Raw genomic sequence first — 22,104 nt, forward strand, 5'->3', positions numbered from 1 at the left:
ATAGGAAAAAATTATGAGTGAAGATGGCGAAGGCTTAGATGATTGGGAAGCAGCGATGGCCGAACAAGCTGAGGCTGAGGCAGGCGAATCAGACGGTGGAGATCCACAGGATGACATTGATGCCATAATGAATGAGCAAGCAGCAGGCGCAGGTGCGACTGACGATGCACAACCTGCAGAGTTTGACGAGTTGCAAGAAGATGCCCCAATTTCTCAAGCTGAGAAGAAGAAGCTTGATACGATATTAGATATCCCTGTGACCATCTCGATGGAAGTGGGACGCAGTGAAATTAGTATTCGAAATTTACTCCAATTGAACCAAGGTTCTGTTGTTGAATTAGACCGCGTTGCGGGCGAACCATTAGATGTTTTAGTAAATGGCACGCTGATTGCTCATGGAGAAGTAGTAGTCATCAACGATAAATTTGGAATCCGTTTAACCGATGTTATTAGCCAAGTCGAGAGAATCAAAAAACTCAGGTAAAAACCTTTATAAATTAGGGTCTTGCATCCTATTTCTATTTTTGTTTTGTAGCGTGGTCAACGCGGAGGCTTCGGCCTCCACCCCCCAAACCTTACAAAACCCCACATCAATACTGTCAATTTTTCTAAGCCTTATGTTAGTCGTCGCCATTATTTTAGCGCTCGCTTTTGTTGCGCGTCGATTTAATGTCACTCAAGCAGGCAACGGTCAATTAAAAGTCGTTGCTTCTATGAGTGCAGGTGCGAAAGAAAAGATTATGGTAATAGATGTGGCTGGCGAGCAATTCTTGCTAGGTGTCACCGCACACAATATCAATCAGTTGGGTAAGTTAGAAAACCCAATTGTCAGCAAAACAACGACGGTGGCCGGTAACAAGCAACTTAACCATGATGACAATGCCCAACTCGCTTTCAAAGACAAGCTAGTGCAAGCAATGGCGCAAGCGATGGTGGGTTCAAAAAATATTCCCAAAGCTGGATCACAAGGACAGTCTAATGAAGCGTAGCCGCGTATTAACGTTTCTTGAGCGTAGCGCGCCGCTGATGCTCATCATGGGTTTGTTAACCTTGTTTTTTAGTGGCAGTGCGATGGCACAAGAAGGTATCCAAGCGATTACTGTGACCACGGCAGATGACGGCTCACAAGAATACAGCATGACCTTGCAAGCCTTGTTCATCATGACGGCGTTAAGCTTGATCCCAGCGTTTATCATGATGATGACATCGTTCACGCGGATTATTGTTGTTTTGTCTATTTTACGTCAGGCCATCGGTTTGCAGCAGTCACCATCGAATCAAATTTTGATCGGTGTGAGCTTGTTTCTTTCAATGTTCATTATGGCGCCAGTGTTTGACGAAATTAACGAAAGCGCTTTGCAGCCTTATTTGAAAGAAGAGATGACGTCTATTCAAGCTTTCGATGTGGCCAAAGAGCCGATGCGCGCATTTATGTTATCGCAAACGCGCATTAAAGATTTAGAAACATTTGTACAAATTGGTGGCTATGAAGACCAGTTTGATGATCCTGCTGATGTTCCTTTAACAGTCTTAATCCCAGCATTCGTGACGAGTGAATTGAAAACCGCATTCCAAATTGGCTTTATGTTATTCATTCCATTTTTAATTTTGGACTTAGTCGTCGCTTCTATTCTGATGGCTATGGGTATGATGATGTTGTCTCCAATGATTGTTTCCTTACCATTTAAACTGATGCTGTTTGTGTTGGTAGATGGTTGGAATTTAATTTTCGGTACCCTAGCAACTAGCTTTGGCATGGGAGTGTGACGATATGAGCCCAGAAGTTTTTGTGGAAATATTACGCAGCGCTATGCTGATTGTTATCGTCATTGTCTCAGCAGTGATTGTACCGAGTTTGATCATTGGTCTTATTGTTGCGGTTTTTCAAGCGGCGACATCTATCAACGAGCAAACGATGAGTTTCTTACCTCGTCTTATCGTGACTCTACTTGCATTGAGTTGGGGCGGTAGTTGGTTGGTTCAAAAGATGATGGATTTCACCTTTGAAATGGTCCATAGCATTCCATCGGTAGTGGGCTAGCGTATGTTGTCTCGTATTTTGACTGGAAGGCAGTACTAAGCACATGGAAATTGTCGCATCTACAATCACTAATTTTATGGCAGACTACCTTTTGCCATTTATGCGTATTTCTGGCTTGTTTGCCGCGATGGTAGGTTTTTCAGCGAAAACGATTCCGACCCCAATTCGCAGTTTATTGGCCGTATTATTAACGCTCATGATTGTACCTAATATACCACCCGTACCAGTGCAAGACCTAGTTAACTTAGGGTCTTTTGTGCTCGGTATCAAACAGCTCATCATCGGTATCGTGATTGGCTTTATTTCGATGATGGTACTCAATACTTTTGTTTTGGCTGGTCAAATTATTGCAATGCAGACGGGCCTGGGTTTTGCCTCAATCGTCGACCCAGTGAACGGCATAAGCGTGCCCGCTGTTGGTCAGTTTTATTTAATTCTAGCAACGCTTTTATTTTGGACCTTTGACGGTCATTTATCCATGATTCAAATGATTGTGATGAGCTTTAAAGCCTTTCCAATTGATGCTCCATGGTGGACAGGTGAACAGTTTAGGTTGGTTGCACACTGGGGAGGTTGGATGTTCGTATCCGCCGTGACTATGTCTCTTGCACCCATCGTGTCTTTGCTTATCGTGAACCTAGCGTTTGGCGTCATGACTAAAGCTGCACCACAGCTTAATATATTCAGTTTGGGCTTTTCGATAGCGCAAATAACAGGGTTACTTATTATCTATATCACATTAAGTAATCAGACTTATCATTTCGAGCAGCAATGGCAACGTGCACAAGAGTTCATGTGCAAGCTATTGCTGACGTGTTGATCAACCATCGACTCTCGCAGAGGATATTAAAGCATGGCTGACGACTCCTACGAAAAAACCGAAGAACCCACCCCCAAGAAACTCGACGATGCCCGAAAAAAAGGGCAGGTTGCGCGATCGCGTGAATTGTCCACGGCATTGGTCTTAATTTTCAGTGCAATTGCGTTTTTGTTCGTCGGTTCCTATATTGCTTCAGCGATGTTTAACGTCATGCAGCGCTCATTCATGCTCTCCAGAGATGAAACCTATGACAAGGTTCACATGTTTCAGATTTTAGAAATGTCTGTGACTGAATCTGCTTGGCCTGTGATGATGTTCATGATTATTTCGTTGATAGGTGGGATTTACGGCAGCATTGCCTTGGGCGGCTACAATTTTACTTGGAAATCGGCGGCACCAAAAGGTAATAGACTCAGCCCAGTTCAAGGCTTTAAAAGAATGTTTGGCACCAATGCGTTGGTTGAGTTGCTAAAAGGTATTGCTAAAGTCTTGGTCATCGGTGGAATGGCCTATATTGCGCTGATCATCTTCGAAGATGAAGCCTTGCACCTTGATATGGAGCTTTATCCTTTAAACCTCTTCCATGCTTTGAATATGATTGAGTGGGCTTTCCTCATTTTATGCCTAGGGATGATCCCGATTGCTCTGATTGATGTTCCATACCAAAGTCACAAGCATAATGAAGAAATGAAAATGACCATGCAGGAAGTGAAAGATGAAAGGAAAAATGCAGAGGGTGATCCGCAGGTTAAAGGGAGGATCAGAAAGCTTCAGTATCAGGCTGCCGCGAATCGAATGATGCAAGATGTACCGGAAGCCGATGTTATTGTGACTAACCCGACTCACTTCTCAGTGGCACTTAAATATGAACAAGATGGCAATCGTGCCCCGGTTATGGTCGCCAAAGGTGCCGATGAACTAGCCATGCACATTCGTAAGATTGCAAACGCACATGAAGTTCCTATTATCGAATCGCCAATGTTGGCGAGGGCTATTTTCTACAGTACTGAACCCAATGAAGAAATACCGTCTAAATTGTTTATGGCGGTTGCTCAAGTATTGGCTTATGTGTATCAATTAAAAGCATACAAAAACGGAAAAGCAAGCAGACCAAAACCGCTGAAGAAAAACTTGCCAATACCACCTGAGCTCAGACGGTAGTTATTAAAAGTACTTAAAGTACGAGTGTTAAAGTCGGTGTTTTAGTGCGTAAAGCATTGATTCATCGAGTGCTTTGCTTATTCCAAGAAACACCATATACTGGTTGTGCTTGTTTGTTTTGCATACGGTTTCTGCATAAATTTTTGTCGAAATTTGACTGTATTGCCTATTTTTACTAACGCCATTATTGAATTACCTAATGTTAAAACCATCTTTCTATGTAGTGTTGTTTTTATTTTCTGCTGTCGTGTCCAGTCGCCAAGCTGTGGCGCAGAATTTGCCGCTGGATTATCAGTTGCCCTTAGCAAAAAGCTATAGTGTCGAAAACGGCTTATCTCAGGTGACAGTGAGTGATATTGCACAAGACAAGGATGGGTACATTTGGTTAGCAACGCAATCCGGAATTGATCGCTTTGATGGTTATGATTTTATCCATTATGGGCAAAGTGATGACCCAAGTAAGGGCCTGAGTTCCGCGTTTGTTTATGCTATTGAAATTGATCCTTCTTCTGGCGATTTATGGATTGGTACACTCAATGGCTTGAATGTAATGCGAGCAAAAACACGGCGCTTTGAACAGCTTGAATTACCCAATGATTTCGATGATAACGATAAAACGATACACAGTATTCATATTGACGAAGGTGGCAGTATTTTTGTCGGCACACAAAAAGGCCTGTACGCAAAGTATGCCGGTGAGAACGAATTCCTTCGTTTATCACCGCAAGCTGAAATTATTACGGTAGAAGATATCGCTGAACATGATGAACAACTTTTCATCGCGACGTCCGCTGGTTTGTATTCATTGGATAAAATGAGTCGGCGTTTTTCTCTCGCTCTATTGGAAGAACAAAATGTAGAGTCTGTGTTTGTAGATAACCAATCTCATCTTTGGATTGGTACCATTGGCGATGGACTATATCGGGCAAAACTGACAAATGATGGCTTTTCTAATTTAGTTAAGCTTTCCGTTGAGGAAGGTTTTACGAATAACTTGATTAACGATATTTACCAGGTTCGTGACAACAGTATTTGGGTTGCAACGACCAATGGTTTGTCAATTTTTCCAGATCCGAACAAACTTGACTTTGTGACTTTTTTCGAAAGTAGCTCTAATTCCAAAGATACGCTTCAAAGTCATATTCACACTCTTTTCTCTACTGACAATGGCTTGGTTTTCTTAGGCACAAACGGCAATGGTGTTGGCGTTATAGATCAAAATAAAAACATGTTTAAGCGATTTGTATTGGACAATACCCAACATCATTTCAGTATTGCTCCGAAAGAGAACGATGTAAATTGGTTGGTTGCTGAAACGGGCATTTGGATATTAAACCCAGACAATAGTGTATCAGGCCCGTTGATTGATGAAGCAAGAAGCCAAAAGACAAATAAAGTCATGTCGGTTGCCTATGACAAATCAACTCGAACACTTTGGATTGCCACTCGCCTTGGCCTTGCGCGTTATCAGGATGGCGACGAATTTATAGAGTCAGTCGATTTAAAAAATAAAGAACTGTACACACTAGAATTAGCGCCTACCGGGGTTTGGGTAGGGACCACAAAGCATGGATTGTATTTTTATGACTTTGAAACCCAAAGTACTACCATGCACTTTAATACTCCCATGGTGATTGACATCGTTTACTCCAACGAAGAAGAACTGATTGTTGGAACCACCAACGGTTTATTTTTAATCAATCCGCAAAGTCGCCAAGTGCGAGTCATTACCGAAGATAAAAACAATCCAAACGGAATAGCACACAATGTCATCACATGGGTTTCTAAAGTATCGGCATCTCGATACTACGTTGGCTTGCACGCCCATGGCTTGATGCTCATGGAACTTGATGATTTTCAAACCGCCCCCGTATTTACACAATTGTTTAAAGACTCAGAACTCAGTGCCTCTTCGATTGGCGCGGTGGTAGAGGATGAGCAGGGATTATTGTGGATATCTACAGAACGGGGCATCGCCAGAGGTGATTTAAAAACGCAGAAACTTGATTATTTTGGTCAAAATGATGGCACAAACGAGAGTGGTTACTATATTGGCGCGGGAGCCAAGAACTCTGATGACAAGATTCTGTTTGCAGGTGATCAAGGCCTGACTTACTTCTACCCCGAGAGTATTTCAAAAAATGAAGAAATGCCTTCACTACATATTACTAAAATAGGCAAGCTAAGCAGCGAAGATAATTACGGTGCCAGCACTTACGTAGACGAGAATAATAACTTCACGAGGGTGACTTTGCGTCCAGAAGACCTGTTATTAACAATTGATTTCGCTGCCTTGGAGTATGGTAGTCCGGAAAGTATCGAATATGCGTATCGTTTACTTGGTTTTGATAGTCGCTGGCAATATCTCGATAGCAGAAATCGCACAATCACCTATACCAATTTAGATCCTGGTAACTACCAATTGGAGATTAAATCTACCAACCGCTATGGGCTGTGGAGTGATACACCTCGGTTTGTAGATATTCAAGTACTCCCCCCTTGGTGGCAAACGCCGATCGCGGTGTTACTTATCGGTATTCTTGTATTTCTGCTTCTATTTGGCATCTTTAGATGGCGAACATACGCATTACACAAGCGCTCCGAAGAGTTGTTGCTATCAGTCAAAAGCAAAACACAAGCATTGCAGCTTGCGAACGAGAGACTCAAGGTATTAACCACACTCGATCCCTTAACCGAGGTATATAACCGCCGTGGCTTCACTGAGAACCTATCCAGAGAGTTTTCACGGTATCAACGAGAGCAAGTTCCTTTTTCCATTATTCTTATCGACATTGATTTCTTTAAGAAAGTTAACGACAACTATGGGCATGAGTCTGGTGATATCGTGTTAAAGGAAATTGCCGATGTTTTGCGTCAATCTACGCGCAGTTATGACATGTTAGCGCGATGGGGGGGAGAAGAGTTTATTGCCTTGTTACCGAATACCAAATTACCAGAGGCTATTTTATTAGCCAATAAGTATCGTGAGACGATTGCTGAGCATGTATTCGCTGTGAAGCAAGGCGAAACCAGCATCACGCTGACTGCTGGTGTAGCGTGTATAGAAGAACATAAGAGCGCTGATGATTGCATTAGCCAAGCTGATAAACTACTGTATGAAGGTAAAAATATGGGCCGAAATCAGGTTTTACCTATGCTCTAAATACAAGGCAAAAGCCCGAATATTTTACCTATTTCAAGTTCTTAGACAGCTTGGCACGGTAGTTGATATAACCAAGGTATTATTCCTTAGCTGTCAAAATTCTGTTGTATGCAATTAACCACCGCTTTTCAACGTGTTGATAAAACACAAATAAAGAACATAGCTGCCGGCATGGGCGCACCAGTGGTCGTTCTCGCGATTATGGGTATGGTCATTTTACCGATGCCAGCCATTCTTCTGGATGTGTTATTTAGTTTTAATATCGCACTGTCACTCGTCATTATTTTGGTGTCTGTTTTTACTAAACGTCCAATTGATTTTGGCATCTTTCCGCTTGTTCTATTAGTCGCTACAGTATTGCGTTTAGCGCTGAACGTTGCCTCTACTCGTATTGTTTTAATACAAGGTCACGAAGGTGGAGACGCTGCTGGTAAAGTGATTCAAGCTTTTGGTGAAGTGGTTATTGGTGGTAACTATGTGGTCGGTGTCGTTGTTTTCGCGATACTTTTGATTATCAACTTTAAAGTAGTAACCGCTGGTGCAGGCCGGATTTCAGAAGTGAGTGCACGATTTACCTTGGATGCAATGCCAGGTAAGCAAATGGCGATCGATGCCGACTTGAACGCAGGCTATATCGATCAAGACCAAGCTCGCAAGCGTCGTGAAGAGATTACAACAGAAGCCGATTTTTATGGTTCGATGGACGGTGCGTCAAAATTTGTAAAAGGCGATGCAATTGCTGGCTTATTTATTATGTTAATCAACATTGTTGGTGGCTTGTTTATTGGCATGTTCCAGCATGATTTACCCTTCAGTAATGCCATGGAAGTCTACACTATTCTCACCATTGGTGACGGTTTGGTGGCTCAAATACCTTCACTTTTATTATCGGTTGCCACGGCGATTATTGTTACAAGAGAAAATGATTCGCAAGAAATGGGGCACGAAATTCGTGAGCAGCTTGCTAATCGTAAAGCCCTATACATCACCTCCGCTATTTTATTCATTATGGGCATTGTGCCAGGCATGCCACATGTTGCCTTTTTAAGTTTCTCATTCTTAGTGGGTGGCTACGCTTTCTTCAGAGACAAGATGGCCGCAAAACAAGCCGCTGAAAAAGCCTTGGTTGAAACGATGCCTGAAAGTAATAACGGTCCGGCTGAAATCAAAGAACTGGATTGGGACGATGTTCAGCAGGTGGATACTATCGGCTTGGAAGTGGGTTATCGATTAATTCCGTTGGTTGATAAAGCACAAGGTGGGGAGTTATTAACTCGAATTAAGGGCGTTCGGAAAAAACTGTCTCAAGAGTTGGGCTTTCTTATCCCACCTGTTCATATCAGGGATAACCTCGATTTCTCCCCGAACGCATACTCGATATCGATGATGGGGGTGTCCATCGGTGACGCCGAAATTAGCCATGACAATGAATTGGCAATCAATCCTGGGCAAGTATTTGGAGAATTAAGTGGCACCAAAACCACGGATCCTGCATTTGGCTTGGAAGCCGTTTGGATTAAGGCGAATCAACGCGAACATGCGCAAACGTTGGGATATACCGTTGTGGATTCAGCCACGGTTGTCGCCACTCATCTAAGTCAACTGTTAACAACAAATGCATATCAGTTATTGGGCCACGAAGAAGTGCAGCAATTACTTGATATGCTTGAGAAATCAAACCCGAAATTAGTGGAAGGTCTAGTCCCAGATATCCTGTCGTTAAGTACTGTTGTCAAAGTTTTGCAAACCCTGTTATACGAAGGTGTGCCTATTCGTGATATGCGCACCATCTGTCAAACTCTCTGCGAGTATGGGCCGAAGAGTCAAGATCCGGATGTTTTAGTGTCTGCCTTACGTATTGCTTTGAAACGACTCATTGTTCAGGACATCACGGATGGCGGGGATGAAATACCTGTTATTACTTTAGCGCCAGACTTGGAACAGATGTTGCATCAGTCACTTCAAGCAGGTGGTGAAGACGGTTCGGGCATCGAACCTGGCTTAGCTGAAAAGATTCAGCAGTCGCTGACTGAAGCGAGTCAACAGCAAGAGTTAGCTGGCGAGCCAGCAGTTTTACTCACATCTGGCATGTTACGCCCTGTGTTATCAAGATTCTTAAAACACTCGGTAGTGGGATTACATGTGTTGTCTTATCAAGAAATTCCAGACGACAAACAAATTAAAATAGTGTCATCAGTCGGTCAATAAACTGACGCAATGCAAACACTAAAGAGGACATCATGAAAATTAGACGCTTTTTTGGCAAAGACATGCGCGAAGCACTTAAGCAAGTGAAAGATGAGTTAGGTGGTGACGCCGTTATTATGTCGAATAAAAAAGTTAATGGCGGCGTTGAGCTAGTTGCAGCAGTGGATAAAGAAACTGAAATGAGCCAAGCCGCACCAACAATCAGTCTGGGTAAAAAAGGCAAAACAACGCCAACACTCAGTGAAATTATTGGTGATGATGGTCCTGATAGTCTTAAAGCACTGCTTGAGAAACAACAAGCTGGACAGTTGGAAGACAGAGCATCGCAGCCTGCGGATCTATATGGTTCAACTAATCTAAATGTAGATACTGCGCCAAACAGCAGACAGTCGTCTGCAAGGCATGCACCTTCAGAGCGAACAGAGCCTGTACTAAGCGCTACTTATGCAGATAACGAACAAGCAGAAAAACGTCGACGTGAAGCTGAACTGACCAACGAGTATGTTAGAACACCAGTGAACAAAGCACATGATGACTTTAATGTTGAAGAAAGTTTGTCAGAAACTCAAGCATCAAGTCTATTCCGTGATGAAAGCGGGCATAGCCAAAACGATATGGCGAGTATTCAAGCTGAACTTGCTTCCATTCGCAATGTTTTGCAATACCAAGTAAAAGGCTTGAGTGACGAAAAGAGTAAACGACAAAATCCAACCCACCATTATCTTGCCAGCAAGCTGATGGGTATGGGGATCAGTGAATCACTCATCGAACAAATGGTTAATTTCTTGCCGCCAAAAGCAAATGAAACAGAAGGTTGGAACTATTTACTCAACTTAATTGCTAACCGATTACAAATTGGTGGGAATGACATTTTGCAGCAATCTGGTATTGTTGCCCTTGTGGGACCTACAGGGACAGGTAAAACAACCACAGTTGCTAAGCTAGCAGCAAAATATGCCCAGAAGTATGGTGCCAACGAAGTTGCAATGATCACGATTGATACGTATCGTATCGCGGCATTTGAGCAACTGGCGACATATGGGAAGATAATTGGCTGTTCAGTGAAGAAAGCGCAGACGTCAGAAGAGCTAAATCATATCTTGTATCAAATGAGACATAAAAAGTTAGTCTTAATTGATACTGCAGGCTTTTCGCAACGAGATGCGAGACTAATCAGTCAACTCGATGATTATGAAAGAGAAACGACGGTTAATATTAAGAAATATTTGGTTTTACCCGCCGGTGCACAGCACCAAGTGTTACACCAAACCATACAAGCGTATAACAATACACAACTAAGTGGTTGTATTTTCAGTAAACTTGATGAATGCTATAGCCTCGGCGAAGCGCTAAGTGTGGCGATTGAAAATGACCTTAGCCTAAGCTACGTAACGGATGGACAGCGAGTCCCCGAAGATATTAAACTGGCAGATGCAAAGAATTTAACCATGGTGGCGTCAAAGCTTTATAAAAAGTATGGATTGGCGCATACTACACTATCAAACACTGCCAAGGGTATGAGAGCAGTATGATAGAAGATCAGGCGAGTAGCTTACGAAAAATGAATCAATCGAAACTAATAAAAGTCATAGCAGTTACAGGTGGTAAAGGCGGCGTTGGTAAAACCAATGTGTCTTTAAACTTAGCGATATCACTCGCTAAGCAAGGTAAGCGTGTAATGGTGCTTGATGCCGATTTAGGCTTGGCTAACGTTGATGTCTTGCTTGGTTTGCGCGTTGATAAGAATTTATCACACGTTTTGCGTGGCGAATGCACGCTTGATGACATTCTAGTAACCGGTCCTCACGGTATCAAAATCGCGCCAGCAACTTCAGGTTCGCAATCAATGGCTGAATTGAGTTCTACGGAACATGCAGGTTTGATTCGAGCGTTCAGCGAACTGCGAACCGATATAGACGTATTATTAGTGGATACTGCCGCTGGCATCTCAGATATGGTAATGAGCTTCTCCAGAGCCGCACAAGACGTTTTAGTTGTAGTGTGTGATGAACCTACTTCATTAACCGATGCCTATGCACTGATTAAAATTCTGAATAGAGAGCACGGTGTATTCAAGTTTAAGATTGTTGCGAATATGGTTCGCAGCGATAAGGAAGGAAAGGAATTATTTAGTAAGCTTTCCAAAGTTACAGGGCGATTTTTGGATGTTGCATTAGAATTAGTGGGAGTTATTCCATTTGATGAAAATATTCGTAAATCTGTACGTAAGCAGGCTGCTATTGTCGATGCATTCCCATCTTCACCAGCAGCAGTGGCGATTACTAAATTAGCCGAAAAATCGATGTCTTGGCCTATCCCGGCGCAGCCTGGTGGTCATCTCGAGTTTTTCATTGAGCAATTAGTATCGAGAAACGAATAGGTATTTAATCAGTGAGTAACAAAGTGGCAGTCTATCAACAACAAATTGATAAAAACCAACTGGTTGAGCGGCATGCTCCGTTGGTGAAAAGAATTGCTCATCATCTAATGGCAAGGTTGCCAGCTAGTGTCCTTGTGGACGACTTGATTCAAGCAGGGATGATTGGTTTGCTAGAAGCAGCCAAGAACTTTGATGGCTCTAAAGGTGCAAGTTTTGAAACATTTGCTGGTATTCGCATACGCGGCTCAATGCTTGATGAAATTCGAAAAGGCGACTGGACTCCGCGTTCAGTGCATAAGAATAGTCGAGCTATCACGGAGGCAATTTCGCAAGTTGAGAAAGCCACCGGAAGAGACGCAAGAGATATTGACGTAGCCGAAAGGTTGCAAGTATCGGTGCAAGACTACCATCAAATGTTAAACGAAGTGAATGCAGGGAAGTTAGTTGGTATCGAAGATCTTGGCGTAAGCGAAGACGTGCTAACAACGGATGCAACAAAAGGCGAAGACAGTCCTTTTGAAGATATGGTGCAAGGATCATTTCAGAAAGCGCTAGCGCGGGCGATAACAACATTACCAGAGCGAGAAGCGATTGTACTCTCACTCTATTATGATGAAGAACTTAACTTGCGTGAAATTGGAGAGGTACTTGAGGTGAGTGAATCTCGGGTCAGCCAAATTCATAGTCAAGCGATGTTAAAGTTAAAGTCTAAGATGCAGTCATGGCGTACAGCCGACTAAGTTTTAGTCCCAATTAGTGTAGTTATTTTTATTCCTCAACGGAGGCTGTTTTGGATAAGAACATGAAGATCTTAGTTGTTGACGATTTTTCAACAATGAGACGTATCATTAAAAATTTATTAAAAGACTTGGGTTTTACAAGTATCCAAGAGGCAGATGACGGTAATACCGCTCTACCTATGCTTCAGCAAGGCGATTTTGACTTTGTTGTCACTGATTGGAATATGCCAGGTATGCAGGGTATCGATTTACTCAGAGCGATTAGGTCTGACGACAACCTCAAGCATTTACCTGTGTTAATGGTGACAGCTGAAGCGAAGAAAGAACAAATCGTTGCGGCGGCTCAAGCCGGGGTAAATGGTTATGTTGTAAAGCCATTCACTGCTGCAACATTGAAAGAAAAACTAGATAAAATCTTTGAGCGTTTAGGCTAAACAGCGATATTTCTTTATGGGGTAACGTTGAATGACAACGACCGACAGAGACCTAGTTTCCCTCGATGAAGCGAAACTCCTGGTAGAGTACCTTGAGAAAGGCGATCGCGAACAAGCGAATGCCTTAGTCGATACTATTACCATGCGTGAATCTACCGAACTTTTTTCCGAAGTGGGTAAATTAACACGACAATTACATGATTCTCTTAATTCTTTCCAAGTAGACGAACGTATTGCCAATCTGACTCAAGACGAGATCCCAGATGCGCAATCTCGATTAACATACGTCATTGAAGAAACGGAAAAAGCAGCCAATGCAACGATGGATGCAGTTGAAAAAAGCATGCCGTTGGCTGAAGGTTTGAATGAAAGATTGATTTCTATTGCACCCGAATGGCAAAAGCTAATGGGCCGTCAAATTGAGCTCGGTGAATTTAAAAGCCTCTGCATTGAGATGGATAAACTCATTTCCGACGCCACTCATGACTCTGCAACACTTAATTCCTTACTCACTGAAGTACTCATGGCTCAGGGTTATCAAGACCTAACCGGCCAAGTAATTCGACGGGTTATTGAGTTGGTGAAAGAAGTTGAAGACAGCTTAGTTTCTATGCTTACAGCGTTCGGTGATGCCAGTGAGAAGAAACAGCATGAAGATAATCCTCAAAGTTCTAAGAAAGATACCGATACAGTAAAAGCCGAAGGGCCAATTATCGATGCAGAAACACGAGACGACGTAGTAAGTGGGCAAGATGACGTTGACGATCTGCTGTCAAGTTTAGGGTTTTAGGGGAGCCGACAAATGTCGTTTGAAGTTGACGAGGACATATTACAAGATTTCTTGGTTGAAGCCGGAGAGATTCTTGAACAACTCCAGGAACAACTTGTTGACCTAGAGAATAATCCAGAAGATGCGGATTTGTTGAATGCGATCTTCCGTGGTTATCATACTGTCAAAGGTGGTGCAGGTTTTCTTGCGCTAGGTGAACTCGTCGATATCTGCCATGGTGCCGAAAACGTTTTCGACATCATGCGTAACGGGCAAAGGACACTGACACCAGAGTTAATGGATGTTATTTTGCAAGCCACAGACGTTGTGGTTGATATGTTCGAGAAGGTTAAATCGCGAGAGCCTCTTGAAGCAGCACCTGACGAACTAATCGATGTGCTACACAAACTTAGTAAGCCAGAAACACCAGACGAAAAAATCTTCGAATCCGAAGATGACAGTGGCACTCCAGCAAATAACACCGAAACAGGCCAAGAGACGCTCTCTGATGAGAGTGAAGGTGATGAACTGGTTATCGAAGATAATGATGAAGTTAGTTCTGAAGGTGCAATCGACGAAATTACTGAAGACGAATTTGAAGCGCTGCTCGACGAATTACATGGTAGCGGCAGCCCAAACAAGCCTGCTGCAGCACCAACAACGCCAGCTGTGCCAAGCACAGTAAGTGACGGCGATGACATCACAGACGATGAATTTGAAGCATTGCTAGATGATTTGCATGGTAAAGGCCAGTTTAAGGGTGACGACGTCGTTGCTGAAGAAAAGACCAGCGCTGCGAACGCCAGTGATGATTCAGAAGAAATAACTGATGACGAATTTGAGGCTTTACTTGACCAATTACATGGTGAAGGGCAAGGCCCCAAAGTTGATACACCAAAGAAAAGCGAAAAACCTGCTGAACCTACAACACCAACAGCAAGCGATTCAAAAGCGACTAGCTCGGCTGAAAACAAAGCAAAAGACAATGCAGAGAAGCCGGCGGTAAAACCTCAGGCGAAACCAAAGCCTGCGCCAGAACCCGCTAAGAAATCTGTCGCTAAGCCAGTTGCAAAGAAAGATGAGAAAAAGCCTGCGGCGGCTGCTCCTCAAGCAGAAACGACAGTTCGAGTTGATACTAAGCGCTTAGACCAAATCATGAATATGGTGGGTGAACTGGTATTGGTTCGTAACCGCCTATTGAGCTTGGGTATAAACAATGCTGATGAAAGTATGTCTAAAGCAATTGCTAACTTAGACGTAGTGACGGGAGACTTGCAGGGCGCGGTGATGAAAACCCGCATGCAGCCAATCAAAAAGGTATTTGGTCGTTTCCCTCGAGTTGTCAGAGATTTGGCGCGAACATTGAAAAAAGAAATCACCTTGGAATTGGAAGGTGAAGAGACAGATTTAGATAAGAATTTGGTCGAGGCGCTTGCTGATCCATTGGTTCACTTGGTCAGAAACTCGGTTGACCATGGTATTGAAATGCCAGATGAGCGAGAAGCTGCTGGCAAGCCAAGAATGGGAACCGTTAAGCTATCTGCTTCTCAAGAAGGCGACCATATCCTGTTGACTATCGATGACGATGGTAAGGGAATGGACCCAGAGAAGCTAAAAGATATTGCGATTAATCGCGGCGTATTGGATGCTGATGCAGCGGCAAGAATGTCCGATGTCGAAGCATTTAATTTAATATTTGCCCCTGGCTTCTCTACTAAAGTCGAGATCAGTGATATTTCTGGTCGTGGTGTTGGTATGGACGTGGTGAAAACCAAGATAAATCAGCTAAATGGTTCTGTGAGCATTAACTCAGAGCTGGGCAAGGGGACCGTTTTAGAAATTAAGGTTCCACTGACACTCGCGATATTACCAACGCTTATGATTGTTGTTGGTGAGCAAACATTTGCATTACCATTGGGGTCGGTGAATGAAATCATCAATATGGATATTAGCAAAACCAATACCGTAGATGGCCAACTGACGATGATTGTTCGCTCAAAAGCAATCCCGCTGTTTTATCTCGGCGATTGGCTAAACCGTGTACCTGTTACGGTAGATAGAGCACAAGGGCACGTTGTAGTAGTCCAGATAGGCACTCAACAAGTTGGTTTTGTTGTAGATTCCCTAATAGGGCAAGAAGAGGTGGTTATTAAGCCTTTGGATGCGCTACTACAAGGTACGCCAGGTATGGCTGGCGCAACGATTACCTCAGATGGTGGTATTGCTCTAATCTTGGATATCCCAAGTTTATTGAAACGGTATGCATAACAACACATAATTAGCTAAACAAGTCTGATTACAAGAGCAGTAGGATAAAACTCAAAAATGCCATATCGAGTGCTGATAGTAGACGATTCTGCGTTTTATCGTAGACGTTTAAGCTCGTTTCTAGAACAAGATCCCAGCATTGACGTTATTGGTTATGCAGTGAATGGTGAAGATGCGCTAAATAAAGCCCTAGCGTTAAAGCCAGATGTGATCACAATGGATGTAGAAATGCCTGTATTAGATGGCATTTCTGCAGTCGCACAGATCATGCAAAAAATTCCTACGCCAATACTTATGTTTTCTTCTCTTACGACTGCAGGTGCCAAAGAGACCTTAGACGCACTTGAAGCCGGCGCAATCGACTTCCTCCCAAAGAAATTTGATGATATCAGTCGTGAACGTCCCCAAGCGATCCGCTTACTTCAGCAACGCGTTAAAGCCATTGCTCGTACACCGATAAAAAGCATTCGGCCGAGTCGACCTATCGGCTTGTCTCCTAGAGAGAGAGCCTCACAACGTAGCGTCATTACTGGTCAAAGCTTAAAGCTTAGTCCTCATTCAAGCCCGAGCCAAGCAAGCAACAAAACATACAAATTATTGGTGCTGGGCGCAAGCACAGGTGGTCCAGTGGCTTTGCAAAAAGTCATATCTGGCCTACCTGAGAACTTTCCGCATCCGATCCTTATTATTCAGCATATGCCCAATACCTTTACCAAAGCTTTCGCAGAAAGATTAGACAAGCACGCGAAAATCAATGTGAAGCTGGCACAAGACAATGAGCGTATTAATAAGGGAACCGCGTATTTAGCTGTCGGCGGAAAACAATTGAAAGTGACTGGCAGAGGGATGTTTGCAAAAATTAATATTTGTGATGCGCCCCGAGAACAGAAAATTCATTTTCATCCCAGCATCGACTTTACCTTGGATTCTGTAAAAGATGCGTTCGGCGGTGATGTACTTTCAGTGGTGCTCACCGGCATGGGCACAGATGGTGCTTTAGGGTGTAAACTCTTGAAGAGTAAAGGTGGTACTATTTGGGCGCAAGACGAAGATAGTAGCGTCATATACGGAATGCCGAAAGCCGTCGCTGAATCAGGTGACTGTGATAGAGTCATACCTATCGACAAAATCGCAGAACATATAATTACAGAGATGATGAAAGCTTGAATATTTGGACCGTCGCAAATCAGAAAGGTGGTGTAGGCAAAACAACTACCGCAGTGACCCTTGGAGGCTTGTTGGCTCAGCAGGGGCACAGGGTACTTCTGGTTGATACAGACCCTCATGCATCTTTGAGTTATTATTTTGGCATTGATTCTGAAACGTTGAATACAAGTATTTATGATGTGTTTGCACAGCCCGTTCATTATAAAGGTGATGCGCTGATTGCTGCTTTATGCAAAACTCAAGTCGACGGTCTACACGTTCTTCCTGCGACAATGGCTTTAGCGACGCTTGATCGTAAAATGGGCATGGAAAGCGGCAAGGGACTTATTTTGAAGAAAGCCTTGCACTCCATTGATGCTGATTTTGATTATGTGTTGATAGATTGCCCGCCAATATTGGGTGTTTCAATGGTGAATGCTTTAGCCTGCAGTTCACGCATTATTGTGCCGGTTCAGACCGAGCACCTTGCCTTGAAAGGCCTAGATAGAATGATGCGCACATTAAAGATTATGAGTAAGACAATGCCAAGCGATGTGCCCGTAAATATCATTGCGACTATGTTTGACCGGCGAGTCAATGCCACTATTCAAGCTTATAATCGTTTAAAAGAAGATTATCCAGAATATTTATGGCGAGGTTTTGTGCCAGTAGATACCCGATTTAGAGATGCTAGTCAGGCAAGAATGCCTGCTTCGGTATTCGCACCAAAATGTAGAGGTGTGTTTGCCTATCAAAAGTTTTTGAAGGACATAGCTCGTGAAGGATAAGAACGAATTTGCCAAAGAAAGCGTGGTCGAGGATTACCTGACTGACCTGCTGACCGAGCCTGCAGAAACAGACGATGCTGATACCGCAGTGGCGAAGAAATTGCTTGAGCAGGCTGCCTCATCTTTAGTGAATGAGCTGAAAACAGCTGAGGAAAATGTTGACTCTGTTAGTGATTCAGCCGTTGAGCTCGCTCAAGAAACCGCTGAAGAGCTTGTACTGAGAGAGAAAAATGTCGATTTAATGCTAAGTGAACATAAAGAAAAGTTCGAAGAGGTCGACATAGAGAGTAGTGAAGTACATGTTGAGGCATCGGCAAGTTTAAAAGATGTCTTAGATGAGCGATTTCAAGCCTTGTTTTTTGAGGTGGCTGGTTTAACTTTAGCTGTGCCTCTTATTGAACTCGGCGGTATACACGAAATTAAGAAGATTGCGCCAATTATTGGTAAGCCAAATTGGTTTATGGGCGTGATGATTAAGAATCAAGATAAGTACAATGTTGTGAATTCAGCGTTGTGGGTAATGCCTGAAAAGTATAGCCCAGAAATGGCCGACAACTTAGATTATCGTTTTGTGATAAATTTAGGTAAAACGCCTTGGGGATTAGCCTGTGAAAAGCTGGTTAATACCGTCGAGTTAAATAAATCAGATGTAAAATGGCGAGCGAATACCGGGAAGCGTCCTTGGTTGGCTGGTATGGTAAAAGAGAAAATGTGTGCTTTAATTAATGTTGCTGAGCTAGTCCAAATGTTACAATCTGGGCTAAGTAACAAACAGTAAGGCCTAACAGCAACTTAGTTGTGCGACGGAGTAAATTACATGAGCGAAGAAAGAACAACGATTGCCGCGAGCGACCCTAATGATGAGGTCTTGCAATGGGTAACTTATCGTTTGGATGAGGAAACTTACGGTATCAACGTTATGCAAGTTCAAGAAGTCTTGCGTTATACCGAGATCGCACCGGTGCCGGGAGCACCCGACTATGTGTTAGGGATTATTAACCTACGTGGTAATGTTGTTACCGTTATCGATACTCGTTCACGGTTCGGTTTACCCCCTACAGACATTACTGATAATACGCGGATCGTGATCATTGAATCTGATGAGCAAGTTGTGGGCATATTAGTTGATAGCGTTGCCGAAGTGGTTTATTTACGCTCATCTGAAATTGATAGTGCGCCAAACGTTGGTACGGAAGAAAGTGCTAAGTTCATTCAAGGGGTTAGCAACCGTGGCGGACAGCTATTAATATTAGTCGACTTGAACAAGCTACTCAGCGATGATGAGTGGGATGAGTTAGGCGGCATTTAAGCGTTTACATGACTAAACGCTTTACAGTCAAGAGAGGCCACTTCTATAGTGGCCTTTTTGTTTTGTGTGTAGCATAAAATAGTTGCCATTGAGTTTGTATCCTACTCAAAAATAAGAATATACTGGTTTCATTCAATTTATAACGAGTCTCGCAGCGAGGTAGTATGGAAACCCTTGAACCAATATCAATGACTACAATGGTGAGTTTGATCGTCGCCGTTATCGCGCTAAGTATCGCTATTATAGCAATACAAGCTAGCAGCAAAACGAATAAGCGATTAAATATCACACTTGAACTGCTCAACAGCTTGCATAAAATTATTGAAACAAATAAAGCTAACATTGCGGAATTAGAGAATAAACTGAGCGTTGAATTGCAAGAAGCTGATCACGTGACCAAAAATACCAGCCAAAGTGATATCGCCAAAGAACAAGATATTATACAAATAAGCCAGTCGATAGCAGACTTGCAAGTTCAAATAGACAAACTTTCTGCGCAATATCAGGAGTTAGTTGAGCAAGAGCCAACAGCTAAAATCTATACCAAAGCACAGAGTTTAGTGCGCTCTGGAGCCAGTGTCGCTGAGGTAATGGAAGCATGTGATTTGCCGCGAGCAGAAGTAGAAGTCATGATGGGTATTCAAGAAAAGGCGCGAAAATAAATCAAATTGTCACAATAGAAAACCTAATTTGGACGTCTAGACGTAAAGAAGTTGACATTTGGGTAATTATTGCCAGAATGGAGGCATAACTTTTACTTTTCTATACGACTAAATAGGTGGTCTGAATGCCCATTAATATTCCATCCGACCTACCAGCGCTCGATGTTCTGCTTCAAGAGAATATTTTCGCGATGGATAGTCGTCGTGCAGGTAGCCAAAATATAAGGCCACTTGAAGTTGGAATTTTGAATTTAATGCCGAATAAGATCGAGACCGAAATTCAAATCCTTCGCCTTCTATCTAATACACCGATACAAATCAATGTGGACTTGATCCGCATTGATGAGACCACTCCAAAAAATACGCCAAAATCGCATATGGATGCGTTTTATCATGAATTTAGTGAAGTATCCGACAAAAATTACGACGGTTGGATTGTGACAGGTGCACCTCTAGGCTTATTAGATTACGAGGATGTTAAATACTGGGACAAGATGACAGAGCTACTAGACTGGGCTAGAGACAATGTGCAGTCTACGTTATTTCTTTGCTGGGCGGCTCATGCGGCGCTTTATCATTTTTACGGGGTAGACAGGAAAATACGAGAGTACAAACTGTCTGGTGTATTTGAGCATAAAGTTGAACAAGCGAAGGATGAGCTAATGCGCGGCTTTGATCCGCTGTTTTGGGCACCCCACAGTCGAGTAGGCGAAGTTGCAGAGGCTGACTACAAAAGCATTGAGGGACTAACGGTATTGGCTCAATCAGATGCTGCCGGCACATATATCTCTGCGACTGATGACAAGCGCTTAGTGTTTGTGACGGGCCATCCCGAATACGATCCCCTTACCTTAGCGCAAGAGTATGAGCGAGACCTTGAAGCGGAGCTTTCGCCACAAGTTCCCGAAAACTACTTTGCCAATGACGATCCGAACCAAGCTCCTTTAGTCAGATGGAAGTCTCATGGTAGTCTGTTGCTAACGAATTGGTTGAATTATTACGTTTATCAGAATACACCTTTTGACCTGACTCAATTACGCAGAAAGTAAGCGAGAGTTTGGTTATTACGACATATTGTTTATCACCTTTACTTCGAGAAAAAACGTGACTGAAAGTTTTCAAACTGAAATAAGATTATCTAAAGAGCACAAAGCACGCATAGCGAGACAAACTGATGCGTTAGAAGAGGCTGCAAAAAAACGCATTTTGATTCTTGATGGTGCGATGGGCACGATGATTCAAAAACATCAACTAGACGAAGCTGATTATCGTGGTTCTCAATATGCAAATTGGCATTGTGATGTCAAAGGTAATAATGACCTGTTAGCGATTACTCAAGCGGGGATCATTAAACAAATTCATTTAGAATACCTAGCTGCAGGTGCAGACATAATTGAAACGAACACCTTTAATGCAACCACTATCTCCATGGCTGATTACGATATGCAAGAGCTATCTCGAGATATTAATTTACAAGCAGCAAAACTTGCCAGAGAAGCTGCCGATGAGTTTACGGAAAAAACGCCAGAGAAACCGCGTTTCGTTGCTGGTGTGATTGGTCCAACAAGCAGAACGGCCTCTATTTCACCTGATGTCAACGATCCGGGAAAGCGTAATGTGCACTTTGACGAACTTGTGGCGGCGTATCGGGAGTCAACACTGGCGTTAATTGAGGGCAAGGTAGATTTGATCCTAGTTGAAACTATATTCGATACCTTAAACGCGAAAGCTGCCGTGTTTGCCGTTGAAGAAGTATTCGAAGCCTTAGGTATCAGTTTGCCTATTATGATTTCCGGCACCATAACTGATGCATCTGGACGCACTTTATCAGGACAAACTTCTGAAGCATTCTATTACAGCATGCGCCACGTCAATCCATTCTCCATCGGTTTGAATTGTGCATTGGGTCCCGATTTACTCAGACAATATGTAGCGGAAATATCTCGGGTGGCGGAGTGCAGAGTGTCTGCTCACCCTAACGCAGGATTGCCGAACGAATTTGGAGAATATGATATGGAGGCTGACGAGTTAGCAGAACACCTCCAGGAGTGGGCTGAATCTGGTCTAGTGAATATTCTGGGTGGCTGCTGCGGAAGCACGCCAGCACATATCAAGCAAGTTGCTAAGGCAGTTGATGGGTTACAAGCACGTACTCTCCCTGAGATTGAAGTAAAAATGAGACTATCGGGCTTAGAGCCCTTCGTTCATTAAATTT

21 protein-coding genes are annotated in these 22,104 nt (G+C 43.1%); all 21 read left to right on the forward strand.

The annotated features are described in order from the left end of the window. The first annotated feature begins 13 nt into the window (after window positions 1–13). A complete protein-coding gene (gene fliN / locus RM544_RS09850; protein ID WP_311361619.1) occupies window positions 14–484 on the forward strand; it encodes a flagellar motor switch protein FliN in 471 nt (156 codons plus the stop codon). 133 nt (window positions 485–617) lie between these two features. Then, on the forward strand, window positions 618–989 hold the full coding sequence (gene fliO, locus RM544_RS09855) for a flagellar biosynthetic protein FliO (protein WP_311361620.1): 372 nt from the start codon (window positions 618–620) through the stop codon (window positions 987–989). A gap of 46 nt (window positions 990–1,035) precedes the next feature. Further along, a complete protein-coding gene (fliP, locus tag RM544_RS09860) occupies window positions 1,036–1,767 on the forward strand; it encodes a flagellar type III secretion system pore protein FliP (RefSeq protein ID WP_409220070.1) in 732 nt (243 codons plus the stop codon). A 4-nt stretch (window positions 1,768–1,771) separates the two neighbouring features. Next, window positions 1,772–2,041 carry a flagellar biosynthesis protein FliQ gene (fliQ, locus tag RM544_RS09865; RefSeq protein ID WP_311361621.1) on the forward strand — a complete coding sequence of 90 codons (270 nt, stop codon included), beginning with the start codon at window positions 1,772–1,774 and terminating at the stop codon, window positions 2,039–2,041. Window positions 2,042–2,084: 43 nt separating this feature from the next. Then, complete coding sequence (fliR, locus tag RM544_RS09870; RefSeq protein WP_311361622.1) at window positions 2,085–2,861, forward strand: flagellar biosynthetic protein FliR; 777 nt, start codon at window positions 2,085–2,087, stop codon at window positions 2,859–2,861. 33 nt (window positions 2,862–2,894) lie between these two features. Beyond that, entirely contained in the window at window positions 2,895–4,022 is a 1,128-nt protein-coding gene (flhB, locus tag RM544_RS09875; RefSeq protein ID WP_311361623.1) for a flagellar biosynthesis protein FlhB, read from the forward strand. A 199-nt stretch (window positions 4,023–4,221) separates the two neighbouring features. Further along, window positions 4,222–7,185: a ligand-binding sensor domain-containing protein gene (locus RM544_RS09880; RefSeq protein ID WP_311361624.1), complete on the forward strand. Its 2,964-nt coding sequence runs from the start codon at window positions 4,222–4,224 to the stop codon at window positions 7,183–7,185. Between the two features lie 108 nt (window positions 7,186–7,293). Next, a complete protein-coding gene (flhA, locus tag RM544_RS09885) occupies window positions 7,294–9,393 on the forward strand; it encodes a flagellar biosynthesis protein FlhA (RefSeq protein WP_311361625.1) in 2,100 nt (699 codons plus the stop codon). 32 nt (window positions 9,394–9,425) lie between these two features. Further along, window positions 9,426–10,925, forward strand: coding sequence for a flagellar biosynthesis GTPase FlhF (gene flhF, locus RM544_RS09890; protein WP_311361626.1), 1,500 nt, complete (start codon window positions 9,426–9,428; stop codon window positions 10,923–10,925). Next, window positions 10,922–11,773: a MinD/ParA family ATP-binding protein gene (locus RM544_RS09895; protein WP_311361627.1), complete on the forward strand. Its 852-nt coding sequence runs from the start codon at window positions 10,922–10,924 to the stop codon at window positions 11,771–11,773. The genes flhF and RM544_RS09895 overlap by 4 nt, the downstream gene beginning before the upstream one ends. A gap of 11 nt (window positions 11,774–11,784) precedes the next feature. Beyond that, on the forward strand, window positions 11,785–12,513 hold the full coding sequence (locus RM544_RS09900) for an RNA polymerase sigma factor FliA (protein ID WP_311361628.1): 729 nt from the start codon (window positions 11,785–11,787) through the stop codon (window positions 12,511–12,513). A 50-nt stretch (window positions 12,514–12,563) separates the two neighbouring features. Continuing rightward, window positions 12,564–12,947, forward strand: a complete 384-nt coding sequence (gene cheY / locus RM544_RS09905) for a chemotaxis response regulator CheY (protein ID WP_195732081.1) — start codon at window positions 12,564–12,566, stop codon at window positions 12,945–12,947. Window positions 12,948–12,978: 31 nt separating this feature from the next. Further along, window positions 12,979–13,737 (forward strand): protein phosphatase CheZ, encoded by a 759-nt coding sequence (locus tag RM544_RS09910; RefSeq protein ID WP_311361629.1) that lies wholly within the window; start codon window positions 12,979–12,981, stop codon window positions 13,735–13,737. A gap of 12 nt (window positions 13,738–13,749) precedes the next feature. Continuing rightward, entirely contained in the window at window positions 13,750–15,984 is a 2,235-nt protein-coding gene (locus tag RM544_RS09915) for a chemotaxis protein CheW (protein WP_311361630.1), read from the forward strand. Window positions 15,985–16,041: 57 nt separating this feature from the next. Continuing rightward, window positions 16,042–17,151 carry a protein-glutamate methylesterase/protein-glutamine glutaminase gene (locus RM544_RS09920; RefSeq protein WP_311361631.1) on the forward strand — a complete coding sequence of 370 codons (1,110 nt, stop codon included), beginning with the start codon at window positions 16,042–16,044 and terminating at the stop codon, window positions 17,149–17,151. Further along, entirely contained in the window at window positions 17,148–17,918 is a 771-nt protein-coding gene (locus RM544_RS09925; RefSeq protein WP_311361632.1) for a ParA family protein, read from the forward strand. The genes RM544_RS09920 and RM544_RS09925 overlap by 4 nt, the downstream gene beginning before the upstream one ends. Next, window positions 17,908–18,696, forward strand: a complete 789-nt coding sequence (locus RM544_RS09930) for a chemotaxis protein CheW (protein WP_311361633.1) — start codon at window positions 17,908–17,910, stop codon at window positions 18,694–18,696. Before RM544_RS09925 ends, RM544_RS09930 begins: the two co-directional genes overlap by 11 nt. Window positions 18,697–18,735: 39 nt before the next feature. Further along, window positions 18,736–19,227 (forward strand): chemotaxis protein CheW, encoded by a 492-nt coding sequence (locus RM544_RS09935; RefSeq protein WP_311361634.1) that lies wholly within the window; start codon window positions 18,736–18,738, stop codon window positions 19,225–19,227. Between the two features lie 164 nt (window positions 19,228–19,391). Beyond that, window positions 19,392–19,889, forward strand: coding sequence for a DUF2802 domain-containing protein (locus RM544_RS09940; RefSeq protein ID WP_311361635.1), 498 nt, complete (start codon window positions 19,392–19,394; stop codon window positions 19,887–19,889). Between the two features lie 125 nt (window positions 19,890–20,014). Next, window positions 20,015–20,938, forward strand: coding sequence for a homoserine O-succinyltransferase (locus RM544_RS09945; protein ID WP_311361636.1), 924 nt, complete (start codon window positions 20,015–20,017; stop codon window positions 20,936–20,938). 109 nt (window positions 20,939–21,047) lie between these two features. After that, entirely contained in the window at window positions 21,048–22,100 is a 1,053-nt protein-coding gene (locus tag RM544_RS09950; protein WP_311361747.1) for a homocysteine S-methyltransferase family protein, read from the forward strand. Window positions 22,101–22,104 lie beyond the last annotated feature (4 nt).

Origin of the sequence: Brumicola blandensis, assembly GCF_031846165.1 — a bacterium.
In the GTDB taxonomy this organism is placed as follows: Bacteria; Pseudomonadota; Gammaproteobacteria; order Enterobacterales; family Alteromonadaceae; genus Glaciecola; species Glaciecola blandensis.

Excerpts from the sequence above, each read along its gene's own strand:
- fliN (WP_311361619.1), top strand. The coding sequence starts at position 14 with ATGAGTGAAGATGGCGAAGGCTTAGATGATTGGGAAGCAGCGATGGCC.
- fliO (WP_311361620.1), top strand. The coding sequence starts at position 618 with ATGTTAGTCGTCGCCATTATTTTAGCGCTCGCTTTTGTTGCGCGTCGA.
- fliP (WP_409220070.1), top strand. The coding sequence starts at position 1,036 with ATGGGTTTGTTAACCTTGTTTTTTAGTGGCAGTGCGATGGCACAAGAA.
- fliQ (WP_311361621.1), top strand. The coding sequence starts at position 1,772 with ATGAGCCCAGAAGTTTTTGTGGAAATATTACGCAGCGCTATGCTGATT.
- fliR (WP_311361622.1), top strand. The coding sequence starts at position 2,085 with ATGGAAATTGTCGCATCTACAATCACTAATTTTATGGCAGACTACCTT.
- flhB (WP_311361623.1), top strand. The coding sequence starts at position 2,895 with ATGGCTGACGACTCCTACGAAAAAACCGAAGAACCCACCCCCAAGAAA.
- RM544_RS09880 (WP_311361624.1), top strand. The coding sequence starts at position 4,222 with ATGTTAAAACCATCTTTCTATGTAGTGTTGTTTTTATTTTCTGCTGTC.
- flhA (WP_311361625.1), top strand. The coding sequence starts at position 7,294 with ATGCAATTAACCACCGCTTTTCAACGTGTTGATAAAACACAAATAAAG.
- flhF (WP_311361626.1), top strand. The coding sequence starts at position 9,426 with ATGAAAATTAGACGCTTTTTTGGCAAAGACATGCGCGAAGCACTTAAG.
- RM544_RS09895 (WP_311361627.1), top strand. The coding sequence starts at position 10,922 with ATGATAGAAGATCAGGCGAGTAGCTTACGAAAAATGAATCAATCGAAA.
- RM544_RS09910 (WP_311361629.1), top strand. The coding sequence starts at position 12,979 with ATGACAACGACCGACAGAGACCTAGTTTCCCTCGATGAAGCGAAACTC.
- RM544_RS09915 (WP_311361630.1), top strand. The coding sequence starts at position 13,750 with ATGTCGTTTGAAGTTGACGAGGACATATTACAAGATTTCTTGGTTGAA.
- RM544_RS09920 (WP_311361631.1), top strand. The coding sequence starts at position 16,042 with ATGCCATATCGAGTGCTGATAGTAGACGATTCTGCGTTTTATCGTAGA.
- RM544_RS09935 (WP_311361634.1), top strand. The coding sequence starts at position 18,736 with ATGAGCGAAGAAAGAACAACGATTGCCGCGAGCGACCCTAATGATGAG.
- RM544_RS09940 (WP_311361635.1), top strand. The coding sequence starts at position 19,392 with ATGGAAACCCTTGAACCAATATCAATGACTACAATGGTGAGTTTGATC.
- RM544_RS09945 (WP_311361636.1), top strand. The coding sequence starts at position 20,015 with ATGCCCATTAATATTCCATCCGACCTACCAGCGCTCGATGTTCTGCTT.